This is a genomic window from Mesorhizobium sp. M1409 (assembly GCF_040317535.1).
In the GTDB taxonomy this organism is placed as follows: domain Bacteria; phylum Pseudomonadota; class Alphaproteobacteria; order Rhizobiales; family Rhizobiaceae; genus Mesorhizobium.
This window is the reverse complement of record NZ_JAMYKV010000025.1, coordinates 77,050-95,527: the sequence shown is the minus strand read 5'-3', so window position 1 is coordinate 95,527 and position 18,478 is coordinate 77,050. Positions and strand designations below refer to the sequence as shown.

The following is an 18,478-nucleotide window of genomic DNA, read 5'->3' as shown; positions in this document are numbered from 1 at the left end:
GTCAATCCGAGCCGACCAAGAGACCGATCCTCCCTCAATCAGATGGCCTTCATATATGAATAGATTTCCCCGGACAGCCCTGCCCCTTGCGGGGGAGATGCCCGGCAGGGCAGAGGGGGGTGCCTCGTGACGCCCTCTGCTATCCTGGAATCGGCTCTCTACGTCGCCGACCTTGCCGCCGCCGAAACCTTCTACACCGGCGTCCTCGGCCTCTCCGTGCTCGGCAAGGTCGACGGCAGGCACCTGTTCTTCCGCTGCGGATCCGGCGTGCTGCTCATCTTCAACGCCGAGGCAACCAAAATCCCGCCGGCGCCCGACGCGAGGCTGCCGGTGCCGCCGCACGGCACGGTCGGCGAAGGCCATCTCTGCTTTGCGGCGACCGCCGACGAAATCGTGCGCTGGAAAGCGCGTCTCGAGGCAAAGAAGATCGCCATTGAAAGCGAATTTGAGTGGCCGCAGGGCGGTCGTTCGATCTATATACGCGACCCCTCGGGCAATTCGATCGAATTCGCCGAGCCACGAATCTGGGGCCTTTGATGCATTCTCTCGATGGAAAGAAGATCGTCGTCGCCAGCCACAATGAAGGCAAGCTGCGCGAATTCGCCGATTTGATGGGGCCGTTCGGCTTCGAAGCGAAGTCGGCCAAGGAGTATGGCCTGACGGAGCCTGACGAAACCGGCACCACCTTCGAGGAAAACGCCTACATCAAGGCGCTGGCCGCCGCCAAGGCGACCGGCCTGCCGGCGCTGTCGGACGATTCCGGCCTGTGCGTCGACGCGCTCGACGGCGCGCCCGGCGTCTACACCGCCAATTGGGCCGAGACCCCTGACGGCTCGCGCGATTTCGGCATGGCCATGCAACGCACCGAAGTGGCGCTGCAGGAAGTCGGCGCCGCCTCGGCCGAACGACGCAAGGGCCGCTTTGTCGCCGTCATCTGCCTGGCGTTCCCCGACGGCGAGGCCGAATATTATCGCGGCGAGGCCGAAGGCACGCTGGTCTGGCCGCCGCGCGGCGACCTCGGCTTCGGCTACGATCCGGTGTTTTTGCCCGATGGCTTCGAAAAAACCTTCGGCGAGATGAGCGCCGAGGAAAAACATGGCTGGAAGCCCGGCCAGCCGACGGCGCTGTCGCACCGCGCCCGCGCTTTCCAGAAATTCGCCAAGGCCAGATTGGGCTCGACATGAGCATGCTGCTCGACCGGGCGCCCGGCTTCGGCGTCTATGTTCATTGGCCGTTCTGCGCGGCCAAATGCCCCTATTGCGATTTCAACAGCCATGTCCGCCACCAGCCGGTCGACCAGGATCGTTTTGCCAGCGCCTTCGAGGCCGAGCTGGCGACGATGCGCGAACGAACCGGGCCGCGCGTGGTGACCAGTATTTTTCTCGGCGGCGGCACGCCGTCGCTGATGAAGCCGGAAACGGTGGCCAGGGTTCTGGACGCCGTGGCTAGGAACTGGACCGTTCCCGACGGCATCGAGGTGACGCTGGAGGCCAATCCGTCCTCGGTCGAGGCCGAACGTTTTCGCGGCTACCGGGCGGCCGGCGTCAACCGCGTTTCGCTCGGGGTGCAGGCGCTGAACGACAAGGATTTGCGCTTCCTCGGCCGGCTGCACAATGTCGAGGAAGCCCTTCATGCCATCGGCCTGGCGCGCGAGATCTTTCCGCGGCTGTCCTTCGATCTGATCTATGCCCGGCCCGGCCAGACGCCGGAAGCTTGGGCATCGGAACTCGAACAGGCGATCGGCCATGCCGCCGACCATTTGTCGCTCTACCAACTGACCATCGAGGAAGGCACGCCGTTTCACGCGCTGCATGCGGCGAAGAAATTCATCATCCCCGACAACGACCACGCCGCCGACCTTTATGCGCTGACGCAGGACATCACATCGGCGCACGGCCTGCCGGCCTACGAGATTTCCAACCACGCCAGGCCGGGCGCCGAAAGCCGGCACAACCTGACCTACTGGCGCTATGGCGAATATGTCGGCGTCGGCCCCGGCGCGCATGGTCGCTTCGTCGAGAACGGCCGCCGCACGGTGACGATCGCCGAACGGATGCCGGAAACCTGGGCCAATCTGGTCGAAGCCAAGGGCCATGGCGTCACCGGCGGCGAGATCCTGACGCGTTCGGAAGAGGCCGACGAGTTCCTGCTGATGGGCCTGCGGCTGGCCGAGGGCATCGACCTCTCCCGCTACGAAGCGTTCTCCGGACGCGGCCTGTCGAGCGCGCGGCTATCGATGCTGCAGGGCGAGGGGCTGGTGGCGCCGATCGGCAATGCGCGGCTGCGCGCCACGCCGGCCGGCATGATTGTGCTCGACGCCGTGGTGGCGGACCTGGCGCGATAGATCATCTGCCGTTAACGCAAGTTTCCTTCAACGAGAATCTCCAGTATCGTTCCGCATTGGGGGGTGTGGAATGACAAGGGACGAATGGCGACTAAAATCTAGGATATTTGCGCGAACTGCGCGAGTGCTTCTAAACAGCAGTGAACACGACGCGGCATACTGCATGTCAGGAATTGCCGTTGAATGCGCCCTGAAAGCGAAAATTGCTTCCGCATTTCGGGCCAACGATCTGCCTGATAAAAACTTTGTGAACCAGATCTATAACAACGGCCACAAGTTGGGTGAGTTGGTGAAATTGGGGCAATTGGCCGCCGCTTTGGCAGCAGAGGAGCAAGCAAGTGCCGCTTTTCGAGCTTACTGGAACACAGTGAAGGCTTGGGATGTCGATTCGCGATATAAGTTTTGGACTTCAGCAGAAGCGACTAACATGGTCACGGCGGTGACCCGTGGCAAAACAGGTGTGTTGGCATGGATAAGACGACACTGGTAGAATCCGACATTGAAGCCGGGTTGACGGCGGTCAAAGCGCTGGAGGCTGCGGGACTGCCCATAGCAGCGGCTATGTGGCTACGGCTTCACGACTCCTCGAAATGGGAACTCTATATCGCGTCGCCCGACGTAGAAACGCACGGGCCGACGACCGTAAACAGATTTATCGACCGTATCCTGCTAGCAATTAACTCACCTATTTCTCTTGACGAAGTGACGGTGGCTAATACCACGAACCACTTCATAAATAAGGCATCTTTGTTGTCAATTCTTACTGGCGGGAGATCGAATTCTTTTACCGTGGCGAGTAATCTAATGCGATTCGCAAATAGCACATTTGACGGTGTTGAGGTGGATGAAGGAGTAATTTACAAGATTGCTCCGGGCGTTAAGGCCTCAAGGGAGGCACCTAAGCCGGACGGAACGGCATTGAAGAAAGCTAGGGCTCTCGCTGCCTAATGAACCTGACCGTTTCCTCCTGGCAATTCTGGGCTCTGCTGTCGGCTGCGTTCGCAGCGCTCACGGCGATCTTCGCCAAGGTCGGCATCGAAAACATCAATTCCGATTTCGCCACCTTCATCCGCACGGTCATCATCATGGTCGTGCTCGGTGCGATCCTGCTGGCCAGCGGCCAATTCCAGTCGCCGGCTACGATCTCGGGAAAGACTTGGGCTTTCCTCGGCCTGTCCGGCCTAGCGACCGGCGCCTCCTGGCTTTGCTACTTCCGTGCCCTGAAGATCGGCAATGCGGCGCAGGTGGCGCCGATCGACAAGCTAAGCGTCGTGCTTGTGGCGGTGTTTGGCGCGGCCTTTCTCGGCGAGCGACTCTCCGGCGCGAACTGGCTTGGCGTCGCCCTTATCGCGGCGGGCGCGGTGCTGGTCGCCTATCCGGGGATAGCGGCTCGCCGTTGCGGGCGTTTTTCGTTTCAAGACGGGTGATGAAAATGTCGAAGCGATTGGGCATCGTCTGGTCAGTGCTCCGTCGTGCTGTCGGGCTTGGTGTCGGAAAGCCTGACGTTCGTGGGCAAGCGGGCCTGCTTGGCTAGGCTGGCGTCGGTCTTGGCGGGCAGGCGCTTGTCCTTGCGTACGGCCACGCGGTCGCGGTCGGCATGATAGGGTTCGAAAGCGTCCTGCGTCTTCAGGCTATCCATCCTGTCCTCCTCGGGAATCAGAGGGTAAATCTGCCGTAGCCGGTTTCGTTCCCTACTGTGGCAAAGGAATGGCGAGTTCCTTTCATCGACGTCAGCTTTTGCAAGCCGGCGCCGGCCGTGCCAAACAGGGCTGAATGGAGAAGGCATCAGTGACCGGCGAGACGGGCAAGCGCAGCTATGTGGTCGGTCAGACCGAGATCGCGGCGCGGCCGCTCGAGCCGGCGCTCTATCTGGTGGCAACACCGATCGGCAATCTCGCCGACATCACGCTGCGCGCGCTGGAGACGCTGGCCGCCGCCGACATCGTCGCCTGCGAGGACACGCGGGTGTCGCGCGTGCTGCTCGACCGCTACGCCATTCGCCGCCGCACCACGGCCTATCACGAACACAATGCCGGCGAGGCCGGGCCGAAGCTGATCGCGGCGCTCCAGGCAGGACAGAGCGTGGCGCTGATTTCCGACGCGGGCACGCCGCTGGTGTCCGATCCGGGCTACCGGCTGGTCGGCGAGGCGCTCGACCACGGCATTCGCGTCGTGCCCATCCCCGGCCCATCGGCGCCGCTCGCGGCGTTGACGGCATCCGGCCTGCCGTCGGACGCCTTCCTGTTCGCCGGTTTTTTGCCGGTCAAATCAGGGCAGCGGCTGACGCGGCTGGGGGCACTGAAGGCAGTGCCGGCGACGCTGATCTTCTTCGAATCGCCGCGCCGGCTGGCAGAATCCCTCGGCGCCATGGTCGAAGCGCTCGGCGGCGAGCGCAAGGCCGCGATCGGCCGTGAATTGACCAAGACCTTCGAGGAGATGCGCACCGGCACCCTGCAGGCGCTGGCCGACCACTATGCGGCGGCCGATACGCCCAAGGGCGAGATCGTCGTCTGCGTCGGTCCGGCCGAGGCCAAGGCCGACGAACCGGCCGATATCGACCGGCTGTTGCTGTCGCTCGCCGCCGAGATGCCGGCCTCCAAGGCGGCGGCGGAAGCCGCGAAAATGACAGGCGGCCAGAAACAGGCGCTCTATCGGCGGCTGCTTGAGCTCAGGGATGCCGCTGGAGAAAGCGACGTTGGCTGAGCGGCCGAGCGCCAGCCGCCAAAAAGCCTATCGGCGCGGCCATCGCGGCGAATGGCTGGCGGCGGCGGCGCTGATGCTGAAGGGCTACCGGATCCTCGCGCGCCGCCATCGCACGCGCTTCGGCGAGATCGACCTGATCGCGCGGCGCGGCGATCTCGTGCTGTTCGTCGAGGTCAAGGCCCGCCGCACGCTGATGGAAGCCATGGAGGCGATCGGCCATGAATCGGAGCGCCGCATCGAGGGTGCCGCCGATATCTGGCTGTCGCGCCAGACGGACTACGGCCGACTGTCGATGCGCTTCGACATGGTCGCGGTGCTGCCCTGGCGCTGGCCGGTGCATGTCGAGAATGCGTTTTATGGGCGGAGTTGAGGGTAAGCTCACCCCCAGATCATCAAGCCAACCAAACCCACACCACCCACCACCAGCCGCCACCAGCCGAACAGCGAATAGCCGTTGCGCGAGACGTAATCGAGCAGGAAGCGCACGACGATCAGCGCGGTGACGAAGGCGGCGACGAAGCCGACGGCGATGATTGGCAGGTCGGCGCTGCTCAGCACGTTGCGGTTCTTGAACAGGTCGAAGGCGAAGGCGCCGACCATCGTCGGGATGGCGAGGAAGAAGGAGAACTCCGCCGCCGCCCGCTTGTCGACGCCCAGCAGCAGCGCGCCGACGATTGTCGAACCCGAGCGTGACGTGCCGGGAACGAGCGACAGGCACTGGAAAAGCCCGATCTGCAGGTAAAGCCGGGTCGGGAATCGCTCGACGTCGCGATAGACCGGCTTGAGGTTCATGCGGTCCACCGCCAGTAGCACGAAGCCGCCGATGATCAGCATGATACAGATCATCCGTGGCGATTCGAACAGCACCGTCTTGATGAAATCATGCGCCAGCGCGCCGATGATCGCCGCCGGCAGGAAAGCGATGAGGATGCCGATGGCGAAATGACGTGTCAGCCGGTCACGCGGCAGGTCGACCAGCATTTGCCACAGCCGGCGGAAATAGACGCTGAGGATCGCCAGTATGGCGCCGAGCTGGATCAGGATCTCGAAGGCCTTGCCGGTCGAGTGGAAGCCGAGGAAATGGCCGGCGAGCAGGATATGGCCGGTGGATGAGACGGGGATGAACTCAGTCAGCCCCTCCAGCAGGCCGAGCAGCAGGGCTTCGACGATTGGCTGGCTTTCCATGGCTACCTCGGAATTGGCGTGACGGCTGACAGAACGGCTTGCTTGTCATGGCGTGCAAGTCCCCCTATAGGTCGCAACACCCTGACGGCCCGCTAACCGGGCGGCCAAGACTTACCGGTGCGCCCTGCGATTCGCCAGTGCGCTTTATCATCGCGGAACCATGCTGACGCTTTTCCACCATCCCATGTTCGCCACCTGTCGCTTCGTCCGTCTCGCTTTCGGCGAATATGGCGAGGAGCTGGCCCTGATCGAGGAAAAGCCGTGGACACGGCGCAAGGAGTTCCTGGCGCTGAACCCGGCCGGGACACTGCCGATCCTGCTGGCCGAAGGCGACGTGCCGATCGTCGGCGCGACGGTGATCTCGGAATATCTCGATGAAACACGCGGCGTCTTGAAGCGCGACAAGCGGCTGTTCGCCGAGGATCCGATGCAGCGCGCCGAAATCCGCCGGCTGATCGACTGGTACCTCAACAAGGCCGAAAGCGAAGTCACCCGCCATCTGGTGCGCGAACGGGTGCTGAAGCCGGTGATGCCGGAGACCGCAGGCGGCGGCTCGCCCGATTCGGGCGCGATCCGTGCCGCGCGCGCCAACATCCGCCAGCACATGAAATACACCAACTGGCTGGCCGGCACCCGCCATTGGCTGGCCGGCCCTAGGGTTACCTATGCCGATCTGGCCGCCGCCGCGACGCTGTCGGTGCTCGATTATCTCGGCGAGATCGACTGGCGCGAACACCCAGCCGCGCGCGAATGGTACACGCGGGTGAAGTCGCGGCCTTCCTTCCGGCCGCTTTTGACCGACCGCGTGCGCGGCCTGTCGCCGGTGTCGCATTATGCGGACCTCGACTTCTGACGCCGCGAAACTCCGCGCGCTGATCGACGCGGAGGCGCGTCGCGCCGGCTTCGATGCCGTCGCCGTCACCACCCCCGATGCGATCCCGCTGGCGCCGGCGCGGCTGGCCGAGTTCGTCGCCGACGGCTTTCACGGCTCGATGGACTGGATCGCCGAGACGCTGCAACGCCGCGGCGAACCGACGGTGCTGTGGCCGCAGGTGCGCTCGATCATCGTGCTGGCGATGAATTACGGCCCCGACCGTGATCCGCGCGGCATGCTGGCCAAGCGCGACCGCGGCGCGATCTCGGTCTATGCGCATAACCGCGACTATCACGACGTGATGAAGGGCCGGCTGAAGGAAATCGCCGGCAAGATCGTCGCCCGTGCCGGCGGCGACGTGAAGGTGTTCGTCGACACCGCACCCGTGATGGAAAAACCGCTGGCGGAAGCGGCAGGTCTCGGCTGGCAAGGCAAGCACACCAACCTGGTCAGCCGCGAACACGGCTCCTGGCTGTTCCTCGGCACCATCTTCACCACCGCCGAACTGGTGCCCGACCGGGCGGAGATCGATCATTGCGGCTCCTGCCGCGCCTGCCTCGACGTGTGCCCGACCGATGCGTTCCCAGCGCCCTACCGGCTCGATGCGCGGCGCTGCATCTCCTATCTCACCATCGAGAACAAAGGCCCGATCCCGCATGAATTCCGCGAGAAGATCGGCAACCGCATCTATGGCTGCGATGATTGCCTGGCCGTCTGCCCGTGGAACAAGTTCGCCCGGGCGGCCTCGGAGGCCAAGCTTGCCGCGCGCGACGAATTGCGCGAGCCACCGCTCGCCGACCTGTTGCGATTGGATGACGCGGCGTTCCGCGTCTTCTTCTCCGGTTCACCGATAAAACGCATCGGCCGCGATCGTTTCGTCCGCAACGTGCTGATCGCCGCCGGCAATTCCGGCGACACCGCGCTTGCGGTCAGCGTGCGTGCGTTGCTGGACGATGCCTCGCCGCTGGTGCGGGGCGCGGCAATATGGGCGCTGGCGCGGCTGGTGCCATACGCCGAATATTCCGAACGGGCCGCTGCCGGCCTGAAAGCCGAAAACGACGAAGCCGTACGCGACGAATGGCGTCTGGCGCGGCCAACCAGGACGCATGTATGAGCGAGAAACAGGTCTTCATCGTCGGCGCCGGCTATTCCGGCAAGGCTTTTGCCCGCGCCAACAAGGGGGCCGCCAACATATTCGGCACGACGCGGTCGCCGGAAAAGTTCGAGGCGCTGCGCCAGGCCGGCATCGCACCGCTGCTGTTCGATGGTGTGCTGACCGACGAAGTCGCGGATGCGCTGGAAAAAACAACGCATCTGGTGATCTCGGTCGCTCCGGAAGAGGCCGGCGATCCCGTCCTGAATGCCGCGCGAGAGGCAATCGCTCAAATGCCGGCGCTCGAATGGATTGGCTATCTCTCCACGGTCGGGGTTTATGGCAACTACGACGGCGCGTGGGTCGATGAAACGGCCGAATGCCGGCCGGTGTCGAAGCGCTCGGTGATGCGGGTGGCGGCCGAGCAGGATTGGCTGCAATTGGGCACGGACATCGGCCGGCCGGTGGCGATCCTGCGCCTGTCCGGCATTTACGGGCCGGGCCGCAACGCCCTGGTCAATCTGGAAAACGGCACCGCAAGGCGGCTGGTCAAGCCGGACCAGGTGTTCAATCGCATCCATTGCGACGACATTGCCGGTGCGCTGTGGCAGCTGATCGGTGGCAGCACAGGCGGCGTCTTCAATGTCACGGACGATCTGCCGGCACCGCCGCAGGATGTCGTCGCCTATGCCGCTTCGCTGATGGGCATCGAGCCGCCGCCCGAAATTCCCTTCGACGCTGCCCAACTTTCGCCCATGGCGCAGTCCTTCTATGGCGAGAACAAGCGTGTCGCCAACACGGCGATCAAGGCGGCGGGCTATCGCTTTCGCTTTCCGGACTACCGCGCCGCCTTCGACCACATGTGGGCAAGCGGCGACTGGCGTGACGGCGAGCCGCGCAGCCCGATGAAGCGCTAACGGTCGAAGCCGCGGGCGCGGCGTGCTATGATTCGACCTCGGGATTGCGGTGGGAAACCGGTTTCATGAAAACAGCGATGCGGCCATTTCTAAGCAAAAAACCACTGCTGGCAGCCGCGCTAGGCCTGTTTGCAGTGCTCGGGCTCGCGTCGCAGCCGGCAGCGGCCGAGGAACGGGCAAAAGACCTGTTCGGCGCCAAGAAGCTGCCGGCGGCGGCCGCCGCGCAGTCGATAGGCTTCTATTCCAAGGGCTGCTTCGCCGGCGGCGTCGCCATTCCCATGGACGGTCCTACCTGGGAGCTGATGCGGCCGTCACGCAACCGCCGCTGGGGCCATCCGGCGATGATCGCGGTGATCGAGAAATTGTCGCGCGACGCAGCGGTCGATGGTTGGCCCGGCTTGCTGATCGGCGACATTTCGCAGCCGCGCGGCGGCCCGATGATGACCGGGCATGCCTCGCACCAGATAGGGCTCGACGCCGACATCTGGCTGACGCCGATGCCCAGCCATCCGCTGTCGATGGCGCAGCGCGAATCGATGAGCGCCACCTTGATGGTCGACGAGAAGACCCATCTGGTGAAGGACGCGCTGTGGACGCCCGCGCATACAAGGTTTCTGAAGCGGGCGGCGAGCTACAGCCAAGTCGAGCGCATCCTGGTCAACCCGGGCATCAAGAAAAAGCTCTGCGACACCGTCAAGGGCGACCGCTCATGGCTGCGCAAGATCAGGCCGTTCTGGGGTCACGACTATCATTTCCACATGCGCCTCGGCTGCCAGCCGGGTTCGCCCGGCTGCAAGGCGCAGGAAGCGACGCCGGACGATGATGGCTGCGGCAAGCCGCTGGCCTGGTGGTTTACCGAGGAGCCATGGCGCCCCAACAAGAACCCGGATGCGCCGAAGGCACGCGACCTGATGACGATGGCAAACCTGCCCCAGGAATGCCGCGCCGTGCTCGACGCGCCGGGGCCGGCCTCCGCCGAGGCCGCGACCTACCATGGCGGCGCCGTGCCGGTTGCGGTGGCCGCGTCCGAACCCGAAGCGCCGTCGCTGCCCGCCACCCCGGCCGCGGCCGGATTACCAAGCTCGCTGAACGCCTTCACCGCGACCCCCGAGATCGGCATCCCGCTGCCGCGGCCACGGCCGCCTGGAAACTGAGGGCGCGCTCGAGCTCCAACTTGTGCTGGAGACAAATTGTTTGCCGAAGCTGGCAGGCAGGTGAGGGGCAGCGCCAACGCTGGACGGGTAAGCCCTGGCCCGACGCCGAAGCGGCTTTCCCTTTGCAAGGTCATGCGCTAGTCAACGACGAGGCGGTGAGAGGCTGCCAGGAACGAGACGGACAAAAGCATGGCAGGTGACGACGATACTTTGTTGCGGTTTCCGATCCTGATCGGCGACATTGGCGGCACCAATGCGCGCTTTTCGATCGTGCTCGACGCCAATTCCGAGGCCGGCGAGCCGACCATCGTCCAGACGGCGAATTACAACACCATCGACGAGGCGATCCAGGCGGCCGTACTCGACCGCTCGTCGGTGCGTCCCAATTCGGCGGTGCTGGCTGTGGCCGGCCCAGTCGACGGCGACGAGATCGAGCTCACCAATTGCCCGTGGATCGTCAAGCCGCGAAAAATGTTCGCCAATCTGGGCTTGAGCGACATCGTCGTGCTCAACGATTTCGAAGCGCAGGCGCTGGCCGTCGTCGCGCTCGGCGAGGAGCACATGGAAAAGATCGGCGGCGGCACGCCGGAGCCCAATGCCGGTCGCGTCGTGCTCGGTCCGGGAACCGGGCTCGGCGTCGCCGGGCTGGTCCATGCGCTGCGCCACTGGATTCCAGTGCCCGGCGAGGGCGGCCATATGGACATCGGCCCGCGCTCGGCCCGCGATTTCGAGGTTTTCCCGCATATCGAGAAGCTCGAGGGTCGCATTTCGGGCGAGCAGATCCTGTGCGGACGCGGTCTGGTCAATGTCTACCGGGCGGTGGCCAAGGCGGATGGCAAGCCGTCGCCCTTCACCACGCCGGCCGAGGTCACTGCCGCCGCACTGGCGAAAACCGATCCGGTCGCGGAGGAAGCGCTGGAGACCTTCGTCACCTGCCTCGGGCGCACCGCCGGCGACCTCGCTCTGGTGTTCATGAGCCGTGGCGGCGTGTTCCTCACCGGCGGCATCGCGCAAAAGATCGTGCCGGCGCTGAAAGCCGGCAATTTCCGCGCCGCCTTCGAGGACAAGGCGCCGCACAGCGCGCTGATGCGGACCATGCCGGTCTATGTCATCACCCACCCGCTGGCCGCACTCCTGGGCCTTGCCGCCTACGCCAGGAACCCCTCGCTGTTCGGCGTCCAGACAGAGGGCCGGCGCTGGCGCGACGAAGTTAGTCACCCCAAGGCATAGGCAAGCCGGCTCCTTGGCGTTAAGAGGGGTGCCGAATTGCCCGGCCGCGGGAAGCGGAAACCTACGAAGCGCTCCGATTTGACATTTCAGCCCCCCAACCTGTCGAAACCCCGCGCGGGCGAGATCGTGGCGGTCATCCGCCGCATCCTCCAGGAAAACGGCCGCGAATATCGCGGCGCGTACATCTTCACGATCCTCTGCCTGCTGACCGTGTCGGCGACGACGGCGCTTGCAGCCTGGATCATGAGCCCTGTCGTGAACCAGATATTCTATGAACGGCGCGGCGACCTGATCCCATGGATCTGCGCGGCACTGCTCGGCGCTTTCATCCTGCGCGGCCTTGCCGGCTACGGCCAGGCGGTGACGATGGCCAGGATCGGCAACAATCTGGTGGCGCGCTACCAGCAGCGCATCTTCAACCATCTGATGAAGCTCGGCGTCTCCTTCTTCAACGACACAAGGTCCGGGCGGCTGGCCGCGCAGGTCAACGAGAACGTCAACGGCATTCGCGACCTGTTGTCGATGACGGTGACCTCGACGGCGCGCGACGCCGTCTCGCTGATCGGCCTGGTCGGCGTCATGATCTACCAGGATCCGATACTTTCGCTGAGCTCGCTGCTGATCGGGCCGCCGCTGATCTGGACCGTCACCTACCTGATGCGCCGGGTGCGCCGCATCACGCGCGAATCGGTGCAGATCAACTCGCGGCTGATCGGCGCCATGCAGGAGGCCACACAAGGCATCGCCATCGTCAAGGCCTTCACCATGGAAGACGAGCTGTCGCGCAGGATCAGCAAGCTTGCCGAGGATGCGGAACAGCGCTCGAACAAGATCGCCCGCGTCTCCGAGCGGCTGACGCCGGTTTCCGAGCTGCTGGCCGGCATCGCTTTCGCCAGCGTCATCGCCTATTCCGGTTATCGGGCCACCGTTCTCGGCCAGCCGCCGGGCGCGGTGTTTTCCTTCATCACGGCGCTGACGCTCGCCTATGATCCGGCCCGCCGGCTGGCGCGCATGCAGGTCGGCATGGAACGCGCGCTGGTCAATGCGCGCATGATCTACGAGCTTCTCGACATCGAGCCGCAGCAAAGTGACGCTGCTGGCGCCGCCGAGGCGAAGTTCACCTCCGGCGAAGTGCGCTTCGACAAGGTCTCCTTCCGCTATGTCGAGGAGGCGCCGGTCCTGCACGATCTGAGCTTCGTCGCCGCCGCCGGCAAGGTGACGGCCATCGTCGGCGCCTCGGGCGCCGGCAAAACGACGCTGGTGGCGCTGCTGCAGCGTTTCTATGACGTCGAGGCGGGCAGAATCGAGATCGACGGCCAGGACATCTCGAAGGTCACCAAGCAGTCGCTGCGCGGCTCCATCGCCTATGTCTCGCAGCAGCCCTATCTGTTCGAAGGCACCATCCGCGACAACATCCGCTACGGCCGGCTGAGCGCCACCGATGCCGAGATCGAGCAGGCCGCAAGGCAGGCCGCGGCCGACGATTTCATCCGCCAGCAGCCGCAGGGCTATGACACGCCGGTCGGCGAAAATGGCGTGACGCTGTCGGGCGGCCAGCGCCAGCGCGTGTCGATTGCGCGCGCCATCGTGCGGCAGGCACCGATCCTGTTGCTCGACGAGGCGACATCGGCGCTCGACAACGAGGCCGAGGCCCGCGTCCAGCAGGCGCTCACAAAGGTCATGGAAGGCCGCACCACCATCGTCATCGCGCACCGGCTGTCGACGGTGGTCAACGCCGACCACATCATCGTCATGGAACAGGGCAGGCTGGTCGAAGAGGGCACGCATGCCTCGCTGATGGCCGATCCGCACAGCGTCTATGCGCGTTTCCACCGCATCCAGGGCGTCAAGGGCCTGGGGCTTGTCGACGACAGCGCTCCGATCCAGACTTCGGCCCAAGGCCCAATTCGCAACATCCAGACGCAAAGCATCGCCGGGAGCACGAGATGAGCGAGACGTCCGCAACCGACAGCATCGCAACCGATATGGGCCTGGTGGTGGTCGGCGCTGCCGGCCGCATGGGCCAGACGCTGATCCGTGCCATCCACACCATCCCCGGTGCTCGCGTCATCGGCGCGGTCGAGCGTGCGGATTCGCCCCATCTGGGCAAGGACGCAGGCGAACTCGCCGGCGTCGGCCGCATCGATGTGGCGATCAGCGACGACCCGCTGCCGGTCTTCGCCAAGGCCGATGGCGTGCTCGATTTCACCACCCCGGCCTCATCAGTCGAGTTCGCCGGCTACGCGGCGCAGGCGCATATCGTCCATGTCATCGGCACAACCGGATGCACGGCCGACGACAACGCCAAGATCGCCGCGGCGGCGCGTCATGCGACGATCGTCAAGTCGGGCAATATGAGCCTTGGCGTCAATCTTCTGGCGGTGCTGGTCGAACAGGCGGCGCGCGCGCTCGATGCAGACGATTTCGACATCGAGATCCTTGAAATGCACCACAAGCACAAGGTCGACGCGCCGTCGGGCACCGCACTTCTGCTTGGCGAGGCCGCTGCCGCCGGGCGTGGCATCGCGTTGGCCGGCAATGATGTGCGCGTCCGCGACGGGCATACCGGCGTGCGCAAGAAGGGCTCGATCGGCTTTGCCACGCTGCGCGGCGGCTCGGTGGTCGGCGATCACAGCGTGCTGCTGGCCGGCACCGGCGAGCGCATCACGCTGGCTCACCATGCCGAGGACCGCGCCATCTTCGCCCGCGGCGCCGTCAAGGCCGCCCTGTGGGCGCGTGGCCGCAAACCGGGACTGTATTCGATGCGGGACGTGCTCGGCCTCAGCTGAGCGGCCAATCCGCCAACTTGCCAATCTGCCAACTTGAAGGGAGAAAATATGTCGAGAACCCTCGTGCTCGTGCGCCACGGCCAGAGCGAATGGAACCTGAAGAACCTGTTCACCGGCTGGCGCGATGTCGACCTGACCGAGCAGGGCCATGCCGAGGCCAAGGCCGCCGGCCAGAAACTCAAGGCGCGCGGCCTGAAGTTCGACATCGCCTTCACCTCGGCGCTGATCCGGGCGCAAAAAACCTGCCAGCACGTTCTCGACGCGGTCGGCCAAAGCGATCTGAAAACCATCCGCGACCAGGCATTGAACGAGCGCGATTATGGCGATCTTTCCGGCCTCAACAAGGACGACGCCCGCAAGAAGTGGGGCGAGGAGCAGGTGCATGTCTGGCGCCGTTCCTATGACGTGGCGCCGCCCGCCGGCGAAAGCCTGAAGGACACCGGCGCCCGCGTCTGGCCCTACTACCTGCACGATCTGCAGCCGCATGTGCTGCGCGGCGGCACGGTGCTGGTCGCCGCCCACGGCAACTCGCTGCGCGCCCTGATCATGGCGCTGGACGGCAAGTCGGGGGAGGAGATCGTCAAGCTGGAACTCGGCACCGGCGTGCCGGTCATCTACCAGCTCAACGCCGATTCGACCGTGGCTTCGAAGGAAGTGCTGGAGGGCTGACGGTCCTTGAGCCGGCAAGCAGCAAACGGCTTTGAAAAAAGCGCGTTGACACACATCGCTTGCCCGCTTACATGAGCCCGCACCAGCCCAGATGGCGGAATTGGTAGACGCGCACGGTTCAGGTCCGTGTTCCGCAAGGAGTGGAGGTTCGAGTCCTCTTCTGGGCACCAAATTCCCGTTTCGAACCATTCGACGGTTCAGAAACTCGGAGAAAAGCCCGGTTCGTCCGGGCTTTTTCTTTGCCGCCAACCTCCCCTTCCGACCAGTCCCCTAACAAACCGCTTCAAACTCTGCGGCCGCTTCGATACGCTCGAAGCCATGTCGCAAACCATCAACCCGATCTTCGGCGCCCGGCGTGACCAGGCCTTCCCGACGCTGGCCGGGGCCGATATCGATCGCATGCGCCGATTCGGCGAGGCCAGCACCTATGCCGCCGGCGAACCCATCATTAAAGCCGGCGATGTGGCGCCCGGCCTGATCGTGGTCCTTTCCGGTAAGGTGGACATCACCCAGGATGGCGGGCTTGGCCGGCGCGAGACGATCGTCACGCATGGCCCGGGCAGCTTTGTCGGCGAGCTGGCCCAGCTTTCGGCGCGTCCGTCGCTGGTCAATGCCGAGGCCGCCGAACCGGTGGAGGCGTTCGTCATCCCCTCGCAGAGGCTGCGCGATCTGATGGTGCAGGAAGCCAATCTCGGTGAGCGCATCATGCGGGCGCTGATCCTGCGCCGTGTCGGGCTTTTGGAAAGCGCCACCAGTGGGCCGATCATCATCGGACCTGTCGCCAATGCCGACGTCTTGCGGCTGCAGGGCTTCCTGGCCCGCAGCGGCCAGCCGCACCGGGTGCTGGATTCCGACAGCGATCCTTGCGCCAGAACCCTGGTCGAGCGCTTCGAGGTCGACCCTCACCATCTGCCGATCGTTCTGTGCCCGAACGGCAGGCTGCTGCTCAATCCCGGCGAAAAGGACCTCGCCCGCTGCATCGGCCTGCTGCGGCCGATCGATGCCGACAAATTATACGACGTCGCCATTGTCGGCGCCGGTCCGGCGGGGCTGGCGGCCGCGGTCTATGCGGCGTCAGAAGGGCTGTCGACGATCGTGCTCGATTGCCGTGCCTTCGGTGGACAGGCCGGTGCCTCCTCGCGCATCGAGAACTATCTCGGTTTCCCCACCGGCATTTCTGGCATGGCGCTGATGGCGCGCGCCTACAACCAGGCGCAGAAATTCGGCGTCGAAATGGTGATTCCGGACGAGGTGAAGCTATTGAGTGCCGCCACCGACGGCGCCCGCTACAGGCTTGACGTCGGCGACGGCGAAACCGTGCGCACGCGCAGCGTGGTGATAGCCAGCGGGGCGCGCTATCGCCGCCTCGATGTCGCCAATCTGGCTCGGTTCGAGGGAACGTGCGTGCATTATTGGGCGTCGCCCATCGAAGGCCGGCTTTGCGCGGGGCAGGAAGTAGCGCTGGTCGGCGCCGGCAATTCGGCCGGACAGGCGGCGGTCTACCTGGCCAGCCATGCGCGGAAAGTGGCACTGCTGGCGCGCGGCGACAGCCTCGATGCCAGCATGTCACGCTATCTGGTCGAGCGCATCAGGGCGCAGCCGAACATCGAGGTGCTGACCGGGACCGAGGTCGAAGCCCTGGAAGGCGAGGAGGGCAATCTTAGCACGGTGCGCTGGCGCAACCGCGCCAGCGGCGAGGAGACGATGCGCCCGATCCGCCATCTCTTCCTGTTCATCGGCGCCGACCCGAACACGGACTGGCTGGCGAACTGCAACGTGGCGCTGGACGCCAAGGGGTTCGTCCGCACAGGATCGGATTTGGGATCGGCGCAAATGGAGACGAGCCGCAGCGGTGTGTTCGCCATCGGCGACGTTCGCGCCGGCTCGGTCAAACGCGTCGCGGCGGCCGTCGGCGAAGGCGCCCAGGTGGTCGCGGCCTTGCATGCATATCTTGCGCAAGACGGCAGTCACGCCGCCGAGAGCAATTCCAGGAAAAGGGTGTAGCGGCTTTCCCGGGGAAGCGCATGGCGCCTTGTCCCGGGAATTGCGCAAAAGGAATAGTTCGAGCCTGAACGGATCGGGAGAGTGTGATGGCGGATGAATGCAGACACGCGGCGGAGATCAGGGACGTAACGCCGAGCGCGCTCGGCTGCGAGGAATGCCTGAAGAGCGGGTCGGAATGGGTGCACCTGCGGCTCTGCCGCACCTGCGGCCATGTCGGCTGCTGCGACGACTCGCCCAACCGCCACGCCACCAAGCATTTCCACGCGACACGCCATCCGATCATCGAGGGCTACGACCCGCCGGAAGGCTGGGGATGGTGCTACATCGACGAGGTCTTTCTCGACCTCGGCGATCGAACCACGCCACAGAACGGCCCAATCCCGCGCTTTTATTGAGGCAGCGCCAGGGACGTGGCCGGTAGTTCAGCTGTCACGCTGGCTTATGTCGTCGCACGACCTTCCACTCGTGCCAGATCAGCACCATGACGACCGCATCGAAGACGGTCAGGACGAGCAGGCCGGCCGAATGGGTGTATGAGTAGCGGTAGACTTGATAGACCATGAATAAGCCCAATGCCGCGAGCGATGCCGGGTACGACCAGAGCTTGCCTCTCAAGAGCCCGGCAACCAAGGCCAGCTTTATCAGGCCGTGGCTGAGCAGGTAGAAGGCATAAAACTCCTTGCTGGCGATCGAAAAATGGCTTGCCATCTGCGACAGATAGCCAGCTATGAAATCGTTCGGATCCTCGATCAACTCCTCTGCGGTGAAAGCATTGACCCAGGAGGCAATGGCATCGGTGGTGACAATATAAAGCAGGACCCCGCCGATGCATTCGATCAGGGCATGCGCGCCCTTGAGCCATACGCCGACTTCGAAAATCTGATGGATGCGGTGTTCATCGACGGGTTTCAAAAATCCACCTCACGATCAACTACGGAACTGACGCCAAATGGATGCAGCATTAACGCACTGGATAAACGCCGAGGCCGGGATCAGCCCTTTTCTTGATAAAGCAATGATCGGCGTCTCACAAATCGGCGTTCCCCTCATGGTGGTGGCTGTGGTCCTGCAATGGTGGGCGAAGGTTGACCGTTACCATGTTCGTCACACGGCCGTGTCGGCCGGTCTGGCGTTCCTGCTCGGTCTTGCGGTCAACCAGTTCATTCTTCTGTTCGTCCATCGGATACGGCCCTATGATGCTGGCGTAACGCATCTGTTGATCGCGCCCAGCGCCGACTGGTCATTTCCTTCCGATCATGCGACAGCCACCGTCACGATTGTTGCGGCTTTTGCGATGCAAGGTCTCCCGCGCCGGACGATTGCGCTTCTCATCATGGCATTCCTGATCTGCTGGTCGAGAATCTACATCGGGACGCATTACCTGACCGACGTTATCGGTGGGGCCATGACTGGCGTCCTGGGTGCCATCGTGGTGCGACTGGCTTTCCGCGAGAACTCCCGGCTCGACAATTTGGTGACCAAAATTCTTTAGCTCGGCGCTGCTCGAAGGCGCGTT

At 64.3% G+C, this 18,478-nt stretch carries 22 protein-coding genes and 1 tRNA gene; 20 read left to right on the top strand and 3 right to left on the bottom strand.

The window, feature by feature from the left end; genetic code table 11:
- The first annotated feature begins 126 nt into the window (after positions 1-126).
- The 6 genes from NKG99_RS19810 (at position 127) to NKG99_RS19785 (ending at position 3,771) form a co-directional block, all read left to right on the top strand.
- Positions 127-537 carry a VOC family protein gene (locus NKG99_RS19810; RefSeq protein ID WP_352870319.1) on the top strand — a complete coding sequence of 137 codons (411 nt, stop codon included), beginning with the start codon at positions 127-129 and terminating at the stop codon, positions 535-537.
- A complete protein-coding gene (rdgB, locus tag NKG99_RS19805; RefSeq protein ID WP_352870318.1) occupies positions 537-1,184 on the top strand; it encodes an RdgB/HAM1 family non-canonical purine NTP pyrophosphatase in 648 nt (215 codons plus the stop codon). The genes NKG99_RS19810 and rdgB overlap by 1 nt, the downstream gene beginning before the upstream one ends.
- Positions 1,181-2,344 carry a radical SAM family heme chaperone HemW gene (hemW, locus tag NKG99_RS19800; RefSeq protein ID WP_352870317.1) on the top strand — a complete coding sequence of 388 codons (1,164 nt, stop codon included), beginning with the start codon at positions 1,181-1,183 and terminating at the stop codon, positions 2,342-2,344. The genes rdgB and hemW overlap by 4 nt, the downstream gene beginning before the upstream one ends.
- 163 nt (positions 2,345-2,507) lie before the next feature.
- Entirely contained in the window at positions 2,508-2,834 is a 327-nt protein-coding gene (locus NKG99_RS19795; protein WP_352870316.1) for a hypothetical protein, read from the top strand.
- Positions 2,813-3,292: a hypothetical protein gene (locus NKG99_RS19790; RefSeq protein WP_352870315.1), complete on the top strand. Its 480-nt coding sequence runs from the start codon at positions 2,813-2,815 to the stop codon at positions 3,290-3,292. Before NKG99_RS19795 ends, NKG99_RS19790 begins: the two co-directional genes overlap by 22 nt.
- Complete coding sequence (locus NKG99_RS19785) at positions 3,292-3,771, top strand: EamA family transporter (RefSeq protein WP_352870314.1); 480 nt, start codon at positions 3,292-3,294, stop codon at positions 3,769-3,771. The genes NKG99_RS19790 and NKG99_RS19785 overlap by 1 nt, the downstream gene beginning before the upstream one ends.
- Positions 3,772-3,803: 32 nt before the next feature.
- Here the strand turns inward: NKG99_RS19785 and NKG99_RS19780 are convergent, their stop codons facing one another.
- Positions 3,804-3,983, bottom strand: coding sequence for a hypothetical protein (locus NKG99_RS19780; RefSeq protein ID WP_352870313.1), 180 nt, complete (start codon positions 3,981-3,983; stop codon positions 3,804-3,806).
- Between the two features lie 149 nt (positions 3,984-4,132).
- Here NKG99_RS19780 and rsmI point away from each other — a divergent pair, with 149 nt between their 5' ends.
- Together rsmI and NKG99_RS19770 are read left to right on the top strand one after the other, a co-directional pair.
- Positions 4,133-5,047: a 16S rRNA (cytidine(1402)-2'-O)-methyltransferase gene (rsmI, locus tag NKG99_RS19775; protein ID WP_352870312.1), complete on the top strand. Its 915-nt coding sequence runs from the start codon at positions 4,133-4,135 to the stop codon at positions 5,045-5,047.
- On the top strand, positions 5,040-5,417 hold the full coding sequence (locus NKG99_RS19770; protein ID WP_352870311.1) for a YraN family protein: 378 nt from the start codon (positions 5,040-5,042) through the stop codon (positions 5,415-5,417). Before rsmI ends, NKG99_RS19770 begins: the two co-directional genes overlap by 8 nt.
- Before the next feature lie 8 nt (positions 5,418-5,425).
- On the opposite strand, the gene NKG99_RS19765 is transcribed toward NKG99_RS19770, so the two are convergent.
- Positions 5,426-6,232 (bottom strand): undecaprenyl-diphosphate phosphatase, encoded by an 807-nt coding sequence (locus NKG99_RS19765; protein ID WP_352870310.1) that lies wholly within the window; start codon positions 6,230-6,232, stop codon positions 5,426-5,428.
- Positions 6,233-6,392: 160 nt separating this feature from the next.
- On the opposite strand from NKG99_RS19765, the gene NKG99_RS19760 reads away from it, so the two are divergent.
- The 11 genes from NKG99_RS19760 to NKG99_RS19710 all read left to right on the top strand — a co-directional run bounded on the left by NKG99_RS19760 (position 6,393) and on the right by NKG99_RS19710 (position 17,357).
- Positions 6,393-7,085: a glutathione S-transferase family protein gene (locus tag NKG99_RS19760; protein WP_352870309.1), complete on the top strand. Its 693-nt coding sequence runs from the start codon at positions 6,393-6,395 to the stop codon at positions 7,083-7,085.
- Positions 7,066-8,220: a tRNA epoxyqueuosine(34) reductase QueG gene (gene queG, locus NKG99_RS19755; protein ID WP_352870308.1), complete on the top strand. Its 1,155-nt coding sequence runs from the start codon at positions 7,066-7,068 to the stop codon at positions 8,218-8,220. The genes NKG99_RS19760 and queG overlap by 20 nt, the downstream gene beginning before the upstream one ends.
- The gene (locus NKG99_RS19750) at positions 8,217-9,116 is read left to right on the top strand and encodes an SDR family oxidoreductase (protein ID WP_352870307.1); all 900 of its coding nucleotides are present in this window, start codon (positions 8,217-8,219) and stop codon (positions 9,114-9,116) included. The genes queG and NKG99_RS19750 overlap by 4 nt, the downstream gene beginning before the upstream one ends.
- A 65-nt stretch (positions 9,117-9,181) precedes the next feature.
- Positions 9,182-10,270 (top strand): penicillin-insensitive murein endopeptidase, encoded by a 1,089-nt coding sequence (gene mepA, locus NKG99_RS19745; RefSeq protein WP_352870306.1) that lies wholly within the window; start codon positions 9,182-9,184, stop codon positions 10,268-10,270.
- Positions 10,271-10,459: 189 nt separating this feature from the next.
- The gene (locus NKG99_RS19740) at positions 10,460-11,500 is read left to right on the top strand and encodes a glucokinase (RefSeq protein ID WP_352870305.1); all 1,041 of its coding nucleotides are present in this window, start codon (positions 10,460-10,462) and stop codon (positions 11,498-11,500) included.
- A gap of 78 nt (positions 11,501-11,578) precedes the next feature.
- Complete coding sequence (locus NKG99_RS19735; protein WP_352870304.1) at positions 11,579-13,450, top strand: ABC transporter ATP-binding protein; 1,872 nt, start codon at positions 11,579-11,581, stop codon at positions 13,448-13,450.
- Positions 13,447-14,289 (top strand): 4-hydroxy-tetrahydrodipicolinate reductase, encoded by an 843-nt coding sequence (dapB, locus tag NKG99_RS19730; RefSeq protein ID WP_352870303.1) that lies wholly within the window; start codon positions 13,447-13,449, stop codon positions 14,287-14,289. The genes NKG99_RS19735 and dapB overlap by 4 nt, the downstream gene beginning before the upstream one ends.
- Positions 14,290-14,337: 48 nt before the next feature.
- Complete coding sequence (locus NKG99_RS19725; protein WP_023762619.1) at positions 14,338-14,958, top strand: 2,3-bisphosphoglycerate-dependent phosphoglycerate mutase; 621 nt, start codon at positions 14,338-14,340, stop codon at positions 14,956-14,958.
- An 85-nt stretch (positions 14,959-15,043) separates the two neighbouring features.
- A tRNA-Leu gene (locus NKG99_RS19720) sits at positions 15,044-15,128 on the top strand.
- Positions 15,129-15,276: 148 nt separating this feature from the next.
- Positions 15,277-16,962, top strand: a complete 1,686-nt coding sequence (locus tag NKG99_RS19715) for an FAD-dependent oxidoreductase (RefSeq protein WP_352870302.1) — start codon at positions 15,277-15,279, stop codon at positions 16,960-16,962.
- An 86-nt stretch (positions 16,963-17,048) separates the two neighbouring features.
- The gene (locus NKG99_RS19710; protein ID WP_352870301.1) at positions 17,049-17,357 is read left to right on the top strand and encodes a UBP-type zinc finger domain-containing protein; all 309 of its coding nucleotides are present in this window, start codon (positions 17,049-17,051) and stop codon (positions 17,355-17,357) included.
- Between the two features lie 34 nt (positions 17,358-17,391).
- Here the strand turns inward: NKG99_RS19710 and NKG99_RS19705 are convergent, their stop codons facing one another.
- Positions 17,392-17,874: a DUF2127 domain-containing protein gene (locus tag NKG99_RS19705; RefSeq protein WP_352870300.1), complete on the bottom strand. Its 483-nt coding sequence runs from the start codon at positions 17,872-17,874 to the stop codon at positions 17,392-17,394.
- A 37-nt stretch (positions 17,875-17,911) separates the two neighbouring features.
- Here NKG99_RS19705 and NKG99_RS19700 point away from each other — a divergent pair, with 37 nt between their 5' ends.
- Positions 17,912-18,454: a phosphatase PAP2 family protein gene (locus NKG99_RS19700; RefSeq protein ID WP_352870299.1), complete on the top strand. Its 543-nt coding sequence runs from the start codon at positions 17,912-17,914 to the stop codon at positions 18,452-18,454.
- Positions 18,455-18,478: the final 24 nt, after the last annotated feature.